Origin of the sequence: Rhodococcus sp. (in: high G+C Gram-positive bacteria) (assembly GCF_049286785.1) — a bacterium.
Lineage (GTDB): Bacteria > Actinomycetota > Actinomycetes > Mycobacteriales > Mycobacteriaceae > Rhodococcus_F.
In genome coordinates, this window is the sequence record NZ_JBAQEO010000926.1 from 1 (window position 1) to 8,216 (window position 8,216).

The 8,216-nt window shown below is 65.7% G+C and carries 8 protein-coding genes and 1 pseudogene; 3 read left to right on the top strand and 6 right to left on the bottom strand.

Annotated features, from left to right (window positions below; genetic code table 11):
• Positions 1 to 50: 50 nt before the first annotated feature.
• From WAW17_RS33585 to WAW17_RS33605, 5 genes and pseudogenes are all read right to left on the bottom strand, one after another.
• Positions 51 to 686, bottom strand: a complete 636-nt coding sequence (locus WAW17_RS33585) for a TetR/AcrR family transcriptional regulator (protein ID WP_422337146.1) — start codon at positions 684 to 686, stop codon at positions 51 to 53.
• A gap of 118 nt (positions 687 to 804) precedes the next feature.
• Positions 805 to 1,356 (bottom strand): annotated as a pseudogene (locus tag WAW17_RS33590) (enoyl-CoA hydratase-related protein).
• Positions 1,357 to 1,391: 35 nt separating this feature from the next.
• Positions 1,392 to 2,909, bottom strand: coding sequence for a class I adenylate-forming enzyme family protein (locus WAW17_RS33595; RefSeq protein WP_422337147.1), 1,518 nt, complete (start codon positions 2,907 to 2,909; stop codon positions 1,392 to 1,394).
• Between the two features lie 257 nt (positions 2,910 to 3,166).
• Positions 3,167 to 3,985 carry an enoyl-CoA hydratase-related protein gene (locus tag WAW17_RS33600; protein WP_422337148.1) on the bottom strand — a complete coding sequence of 273 codons (819 nt, stop codon included), beginning with the start codon at positions 3,983 to 3,985 and terminating at the stop codon, positions 3,167 to 3,169.
• A 24-nt stretch (positions 3,986 to 4,009) separates the two neighbouring features.
• Positions 4,010 to 4,972 carry a PDR/VanB family oxidoreductase gene (locus WAW17_RS33605; protein ID WP_422337149.1) on the bottom strand — a complete coding sequence of 321 codons (963 nt, stop codon included), beginning with the start codon at positions 4,970 to 4,972 and terminating at the stop codon, positions 4,010 to 4,012.
• Between the two features lie 106 nt (positions 4,973 to 5,078).
• Here WAW17_RS33605 and WAW17_RS33610 point away from each other — a divergent pair, with 106 nt between their 5' ends.
• The 3 genes from WAW17_RS33610 (at position 5,079) to WAW17_RS33620 (ending at position 7,523) form a co-directional block, all read left to right on the top strand.
• Positions 5,079 to 5,870: an SDR family NAD(P)-dependent oxidoreductase gene (locus tag WAW17_RS33610; RefSeq protein ID WP_422337150.1), complete on the top strand. Its 792-nt coding sequence runs from the start codon at positions 5,079 to 5,081 to the stop codon at positions 5,868 to 5,870.
• Between the two features lie 43 nt (positions 5,871 to 5,913).
• Complete coding sequence (locus tag WAW17_RS33615) at positions 5,914 to 6,777, top strand: alpha/beta fold hydrolase (protein WP_422337151.1); 864 nt, start codon at positions 5,914 to 5,916, stop codon at positions 6,775 to 6,777.
• An 83-nt stretch (positions 6,778 to 6,860) separates the two neighbouring features.
• Complete coding sequence (locus tag WAW17_RS33620) at positions 6,861 to 7,523, top strand: TetR family transcriptional regulator (RefSeq protein WP_422337152.1); 663 nt, start codon at positions 6,861 to 6,863, stop codon at positions 7,521 to 7,523.
• Between the two features lie 83 nt (positions 7,524 to 7,606).
• Here WAW17_RS33620 and WAW17_RS33625 read toward each other — a convergent pair.
• Positions 7,607 to 8,216: aldehyde dehydrogenase family protein (locus WAW17_RS33625; RefSeq protein ID WP_422337153.1), on the bottom strand; the 610-nt coding region annotated here is incomplete at its 5' end.

Sequence of the window (8,216 nt, forward strand, 5' to 3'; positions counted from 1 at the left end):
GGGCCGGCCTCGGTGACAGGTCGAGCGGGGCCTACACCCCTAACCGCATGTCAGATATGTGCCTTCTGCTTCTCGAAAGCTGCTTCCGTCACGATGCTGGGCAGCAGGAAATTGGTGAGCATCCGCCGGTTCTCGGGATCTCCCTCGGAACTGAAGTCCATCCGTCCGACCAGGATGAGCTGGACCAACGCGATCCACTCACAGATCTCCTCGTCGGTGAGACCGTCACGGATCTCGCCTCGTTCGCGCGCCTCGTCCAGCAGTGGCGCCCACATCTCCTGCGTCAGTCGCGCTGCAAGGCCCGTGCTACCGACGAGCGCCGTCGCGAGGTCCATGTGCTCGGGACTGACGATCAACCGGACGATCGAGTCCTGGCGGCCACGTTCGACGAGGAAAACCAGGCCGTCGACCACCTGCTCGGCGAACGTGTCGCGTTCGCGGAGGTACGCCCGCGCCTTGTCGAACAGCCGACGAGATCTTGCCTCGATCAACGCCGTGATGAGGGTGTCGCGGTCCCCGAAGTAGCGGTACACCGTCGGTCTGGACACGCCGGCTTCCTTGGCGATGTCGTCCATCGTCGTCTTCACAACGCCGTAGCGCTGGAACATCGATTCGGCGGCCTTCAGGATCTGTCCGCGCGCTATCTCCGCGTCGTCGCTGAGGACGCTCCCCCGCCGTCGCGCCATGTCTTCAGCTCCTGAAATTCTAGTCCCGCCAATGCGTTCCTTCGATGATACAAGAATTGTTACTTGTCAACGACATTGCGCCGGGTGGCGCCTTCGGCCATTGAGTAATGCTGGAAACCTACGAGAACAGATCCGGCAAGCCGTCCGGGACCCTGTTCGGGAACTCGGGATCACGCTTCCCGAGGAACGCGTCGACACCTTCTCGCGCATCGTCGGAAGTTCCTCTGAGTAGATTCCGATCGACTCGGCGCGGTGCGGTGCGCTCGTCTCCGACGCGATCCGTATGTCGGCCGGCAGCGTCATGGTGACACCGACACCCGCGGCCGGCCCGTTGATCGCGGCGATCATCGGCTCGAGGGAACGGTAGATCCTGAGCGTGACCTGCCCGCCGGTATCGGCCGGTGCGCCACCGGTCTCCGGATCGTCACCCAGCACGAAGGTGTCGCCACCGGTCCGCGAGATCGACTCCGGCACAGAACGCGCGTCCTGTACCGGTGAGGACAACCGCGCGCACCCCGTCGTCGGCATCGGTCTCGTCGAAGATCTCGATGAGCCGGTAGCACATCTCGTTGGTGAACGCGTTGAGCCGGTCGGGACGGTTCGATCGCACAACTGCGATCTCCCCGTGCCGCTCGAGCATCACTGCATTGTCGGTACCGGCCTCGGGCACGGTGGCTCCTACCTGCGGTCCCCGCAGTGGGCGGTTCAGCGGACCTTGTCGAATCGTTCGGACACATCCTGGTACTCGGATCGGATCGCCGTCTTCGACAGCTTGCCGCTGGGGAGCCGCGGCAGCGGCTCGTCCCGGATCACGACGTAGCGCGGAACCTTGTAGTCGGCCACCAGCCGGTCGCAGTGTTCGATGATCGTCGCTGCGTCGACGCCGTCGCGCACGGTGACGATCGCCGCGGGGGTTTCTCCGAAGCGCTCGTCGGCCGCCGCGATGACGGCGACTTCCTCGACCCCGGGGATCTCGGCGATGACCCGCTCGATCTCAACCGGCGAGATGTTGATGCCGCCGGTGATGATGAGGTCCTTGAGCCGGTCGACGAACTTGACGCGTCCTTCGTCGTCGAGGGTCCCGAGGTCGCCGCTGTGCAGCCAGCCGTTCCGCAACGCGGAAGCGGTGGACTCGGTGTCGTTCCAGTAGCCGGGGGTGACGCCGGGGCCGCGCAGCAGGATCTCGCCCTCTTCGCCCGGAGCCGCCTCGGTGCCGTCGGCGCGGACCACCGCCAGTTCGGTGAAGATCGAGCCGGACCCACACGTGTCGGGGTGGTCGAAGGCTTCCGCGACGAGGGTGGCGGTTGCGACACCGCCGGCCTCTGTCATGCCGTAGATCTGGCGCAGCGCGACACCCTTGTCGGCCCAGCGCTGCAGCAGTGCCGGAGCAACCGCAGCGCCGCCGACGATCGCGGTGCGCAGCGACGACAGGTCGGCGTCCGCGAACTCGGGGGAGCGCGAGATCGCCTCGAAGATCAAGGGCACACCGAAAATGGCCTGGACCTTGTGCTCACCGAGCAGGCGCGCCGCCCTGCCCGGGTCGAGTTCCTTCTCGACGACCAGCGTTCCGCCGAGAACGGTGGTCATGATCAGACCCCACACCAGCCCGGGGGTGAACACGAGCGGCAGTACGAGCAGCGAGGTGGAACCGGGCCGGAAACCTTCCTCGGTGAGGGTGGCCTCGAAGACGATGTTGAGCAGTGTCCGGTTGGTGCAGATCACGCCCTTCGACATGCCCGTGGAACCACTCGTGAAGAGCACGGCGGTCGGATCATCGGGTTCGACATCGACGCGGAAATCGTCGTGCTCGCCCTCGCGCAGCGGTGCGAGCTCGTCGCACGAGCGCGAGTCGAAGCCATCGCCCAGGTCGCGCGTCGCGTCGACCGTCTCCGCGAATTCGCTCGGCGTAACGACCAGGACGGCACCCGCGTCGTCTACAACCTTGCGGAGCTCCGCCGGCTTGAACCGCGGGTTGAGCGGGACGAGCACGGCACCGGCCTTGAGAACGCCGAGCGCGATCACCGGCCACGTCAGCGAGTTCGGGCCGAGGACGCCAACTCGTTCACCCGGTTTGATACCCCGGTCGACGACCGTGCGCGCAATACGGCTGGACCAGTCCTGGAGTTCGCGATACGTGAGGGCCTCGCCCGCAACGATGATCGCGTTCTGCTCTCCCTTGGTCTTCGCCCACCAATGCAATGCTGAGCCGACGGTGGCAGCCATGTGTTCTTACCTTTCGTGAGTCGCACACGTGCGACGTCGTGCGGCGGAGGGGTCTGCTGGGGTACGCCGGGAGCGTCCGACCCAGAGTGATGGTCGAATCGTATTCATCGACAAAAGTTTTCAGCGCGAATGGGTCGATACAGCGAACCCTTCCGGCGCGTGGAACACACGCTATCCGGTACGCTGTGAGACGTCAATCAAAATTTGTATTTTGGCAAGCCCTGAACCAGGGTGGCCCATTGCCGCAAAATTCGCTGTCAGCGACCGGACCACTGCGGTGTTCGCTTGGCGGCGAACGCGCGCGGGCCCTCCTTGGCATCCTCGCTGGTGAACACGATGCGGGTCGCGTCGGCATTGAGAGCCCAGTCGGCATCACTCCAACCCGGTCCGACACTCTCGTACATGACGCGCTTTGTCTGCTGCACCGCCAGCGGCGCGTTGGAGGCGATCGCCTCGGCGGTTTCGAGCGCGACAGCGAGTGCCGACCCCGCCGGTGCTACCACGTTGACCAATCCCAGCTCGTAGGCACGCACGGCGGACACCGGCGCGCCGGTGAGCGCAATCTCGAGGGCCACCTTCAGGGGTATCTGGTGCTGCAGGCGCAGCACCCCACCCGCGGCAGCGATGAGACCGCGGCGCACTTCGGGCAGTCCCAGCGAGGCTTGCTCGTCGAGGATCGCGATATCGGCGGACAATACGATCTCGGTTCCGCCCCCGAAAGCGAACCCGTTGACGGCAGCAATCACCGGCTTCGGAATCCAATGTCGAGCGATGCCGGCGAAATCCCACTCTCTGTGCTCGCGGTCGTAGACCGGTCGACCGGCGGCGATCTCCTTGAGATCTGCTCCGGCGCAGAAGGCACGACCGGCCCCGGTGATCACGACGACCCGCACATCGGGATCGTGCGCGGCGCGCTCGAGGGCGGCTCCCGCGGATGCGGACATCGCCGAGTTGACGGCGTTGAGGGCAGCGGGCCGGTTGAGCGTGACGATTGCGACGTGTCCCCGCACCTCGTACAGCGCTGCGGGATTGTCGGCCTCTTCGGACGTACGGGCCGTATGGGGTGACTGAGTCACGGGCTCTCCTTGTTTCGGTCCTGGCTACAGATCGAGTACGAGCTTGGGGGTGCTGCTCCGAGACACGCAGATCATCATGCAGTCGTTCTCGGCCTGTTCGTCCTCGGTGAGGACCGAGTCTCGATGGTCGGGAACGCCTTCCAGCACCGCGGCCTCGCACGTGCCGCAGGTGCCCTCCTGGCACGAGAAGGGCACGTCGACGCCGGAGCGCAGCACGGCATCGAGAGTTGACTCGTTCGCGTCGACCGTGACCGTCTTGCCGGATTGCCGGAGTTCGACCTCGAACGAACCGTCGACCGCGTCGACCGCGCGTTCCTTGGCTGCGAATCGTTCGACGTGCAGCGTGAGGTTCGATCTGGTGCGGCATCCGTTTTCGATCGCCTGCAGCAGCGGTTCCGGACCGCAGCAGTACACCGCGGTGCCGTCGTCCACAACGTCGAGTGCAGCAGGCAGGTCGAGGATTCCGTACTCGTCCTGGGGACGAAGCTCGACGCGGTCGGGGTACCTGTCGACCAGTTCGTCGGCGAAGGCCATGCTGCCACGGGTGCGGCCACCGTAGAGCAGACGCCAGCCGGCGCCCGCCGCATCGGCCGCACGAAGCATCGGCAGCAGCGGCGTGATGCCGATACCGCCCGCGACGAAGAGATAGGACTGCGCGGGTGCGAGAGCGAAATTGTTGCGCGGGCCCGCGATCTCGACGATGTCTCCGACCTGCAGTGAGTCGTGCATCCACCGGGATCCACCGCGTCCGTTCTCCTCGCGGAGCACCGCGACCGTCAAGCACGTGGTGTCGGCCGCGTCGCCGCACAGGGAGTATTGCCGTACGGTCGATTCGTCGATGATCACGTCGATATGCGCCCCGGGCTCCCATGCCGGCGCAGCGCCGCCATCGGGATCCGCAAGGCTCACCGACACGACCCCGTCCGCCAGCACGTCCTTGCCGATCACCCGCATCTTGCCCTGCTCGGTGGTGGCGCTTCTGGCCATCGGTGTTCTCGCTCCCGTAGACTTCACGTGCCATGTAATCTTATGCAGTTAGTTTTATGGGATGCAAGCCCACCATCGGCACCCCGACGCGCACACGGAGATTCCCATGACCACGCCCCACATCACGCACGACACCAGCTCGATTCTCGACCTGTTCGGACTCCACGGATCCGTCGCCGTCGTGACCGGCGCCGGTAGCGGCCTGGGGGCCGGATTCGCCCGGGCCCTCGCCGAGGCCGGCGCCGATGTGGTGATCGCGGCGCGCCGGCGTGAGCGACTCGACGCCGTTGCGGCGGCGGTCGAGGCCACGGGTCGGCAGTGTCTCGTCGTTCCCACCGACGTCACCGTGCCCGAACAGTGCGACGCTCTCGCCCACGCCGCCATCGCGGAGTTCGGCCACCTCGACATCTTGATCAACAACGCCGGCGTCACCAGCTCCGCACCTGCCACACGCGAGCGCCCCGAGGACTTCCGCGCGGTTCTCGACGTCAATCTGATGGGCAGTTACTGGGCAGCGCAGGCGTGTGCACGGGTGATGAAGCCGGGTTCGACAATCGTGAATGTCGCGAGCATGCTCGGACTGGTCAAATCGGTCCTGCCCCAGGCTGCGTACGCGGCCAGCAAAGCCGGGATGATCGGCCTCACCCGTGACCTGTCGCACCAGTGGGCACAGCGGAAAGGCATCCGCGTCAACGCCATAGCGCCGGGATTCGTGGAGACCGATCTGATTTCCGAGATGTCGTCGGATACGCTCGCCGAATTCCTCCGAGGCAGCTCACTCGGCCGCACCGCCACACAGCGCGAGATCGATGCCGCCGTGGTGTTCCTCGCCAGCCGCGCGTCCGGCTACATCACCGGCTCGACTCTCGCCGTCGACGGTGGAACTTCCGGACACTGATGTCCGACAAAGCACTGATGGCCCGAAAAAGGATGATTCGAACATGACCGTCACCACCACGCCGACCACACTGCAGGGCAAAGGCGTATCCCTCGTCGCCGACTTGTGGGAGCCCGCACAAGGGCACAAGGGCACGGTCCTGTTGCTGCACGGCGGCGGGCAGACCCGACATTCGTGGCAGCGTACCGGCATCCGGCTCGCCGAGGAGGGTTGGCGCGCGTACACGATCGACGCGCGAGGGCACGGCGACAGCGACTGGGCGGACGACGGTGACTACAGCTCCGACGCGCATGCCCGTGACATCCGCTCGATCATCGGTGAACTCGGGACCACCCCCGTTCTGGTGGGAGCGTCGATGGGCGGACTGGCCTCACTCGTCGCGCTGGGAGAGAACCCCGGAATCGCCCGCGCGCTGGTGCTCGTGGACATCACCCCGAGAGCCGAACCCGAAGGCATCGCCAAGATCACCGGGTTCATGGAAGCGGGACTGGCGGGTTTCGACAGCCTCGACGACGCACTCGACGCGGTCATTGCGTACAACCCGAACCGTCGCCGTCTACCGCGCGCGGACGGTCTCCGAAAGAACCTGCGCGAGCGTGACGGTCGTTGGTACTGGCACTGGGATCCACGAATGCTCTCCGATCGGGCGAACGCGGCGGACACCGCCGACCAGCGCGAGAGTCGTGCCCGTGCCGCCGCCCGTGCGGTCACAGTCCCGACCCTGCTCATCCGCGGCGCTCAGTCCGATGTGGTCAGCCACGAAGGCGCACAGGAACTGCTCGAGTTGATTCCCGGAGCCCGGCACATCGATGTGAGCGGTGCGGGGCACATGGTGGGCGGCGACGACAATGACGTGCTGAGCCAGGGACTGGTCGAGTTTCTCACCGAGATCACCTCGACCGTGTGACCATCGGACCGGCCGGACAGATACCATTCGTGTCACCCCGCCGGGCGAGTCCGCCCGGCATCCGCACTAGCCGAAAGCATGAAATGGCCCGACCGTCGAAACCTCTCATCAGTCGCACGGCCGCGGTGGCCGCGTCCATCGAGATCATCGACACCGAGGGACTCGAGGCTTTCAGCCTCCCCCGCTTGGCCAAGCACCTCGGCGTGCGTGCCCCATCGCTGTACCACCATTTCTCCGACAAGTCGGAGATCCTGTCCGCGGTGGCCCGTCAGATCGCGGGTGCCGGAGCGCTACCCCGGCGCACTCCCGGACCGGATTGGCCCGAGTACTTCGTCACCCTGAGCTGCAATCTGCGACGCTCGATCCTTCGGCATCGCAATGCCGCACCGATCCTCCTGCAGCACTTGCCTCGCGATCTGCTCATCGGCACCTACGAGGACACCGCCCGGTTCCTCGAGGCTTCGGGGGTACCGACGCGGCTGCACGTCCAGATTCTCGACGGCATGGAGCGCCTGACGCTCGGGGCGGTGCTCACCGAAGCGATGCGTAAGCCCAGCACCAAGTCGACGATCTTCCCCAACGTCGACCCGGAGTCGCAGCCGTTTCTCGTGCGGGCACTCGCCGAGAACGACATGACGTCGAAACAGTTGTTCGAAGAGATGATCCGCAGCTTCCTCTACGGGGTCATGCGCCACGAACTTCCTGCCGAGTCGACGCACACCGAACTCGTCGACGCAGACACTTAGCACTGCTGCCGGCAACCCGATCTCCGGCCTACGCAGACGCCCCCGGGATCTCGATCCTGGGGGCGTCTGCGTTCAGTGCTTGGCTATGCCGGCATATGGACAGTCTTGGTCTCGAAGAACTCCTCGAGCCCTTCGATGCCACCCTCGCGGCCCAGACCGGACTGCTTGTAGCCGCCGAACGGCAGGGTGAAATCCATCGTCGCGGTATTGACGCTGATGGTGCCGGTGCGGATGCGGCGCGCAAGCGCGAAACCGCGGTCGAGATCCTCGGTGTAGACCGCGCCCGACAGGCCGTACACCGAATTGTTGGCGATCGCGACGGCGTCGTCTTCATCTTCGTACGTGATCACCGAGATGACCGGGCCGAAGACCTCTTCCTGTGCGATCCGGGAATCGGGCAGTACGCCGTCCAGAAGCGTCGGCGCGACGAAGAAGCCCTGGTCGAGACCCTCCGGACGGCCCCCACCGAGCACGACCGTTGCGCCGTCTTCCTTCGCGATGTCGATGTAGCCGAGCACACGATCCTGCTGTCGCTTCGATGCGAGCGGGCCGAGGAAATTGGTGGGCTCCCACGGGTTGCCGATCGGCAGTGACCCGTATGCGGCCTTCAGCGCCTCGAGCACCTCGTCGTGACGCTTGCGGGAAACGAGGACACGGGTGAGGGCGATGCACGCCTGACCGGACTGCATGCAG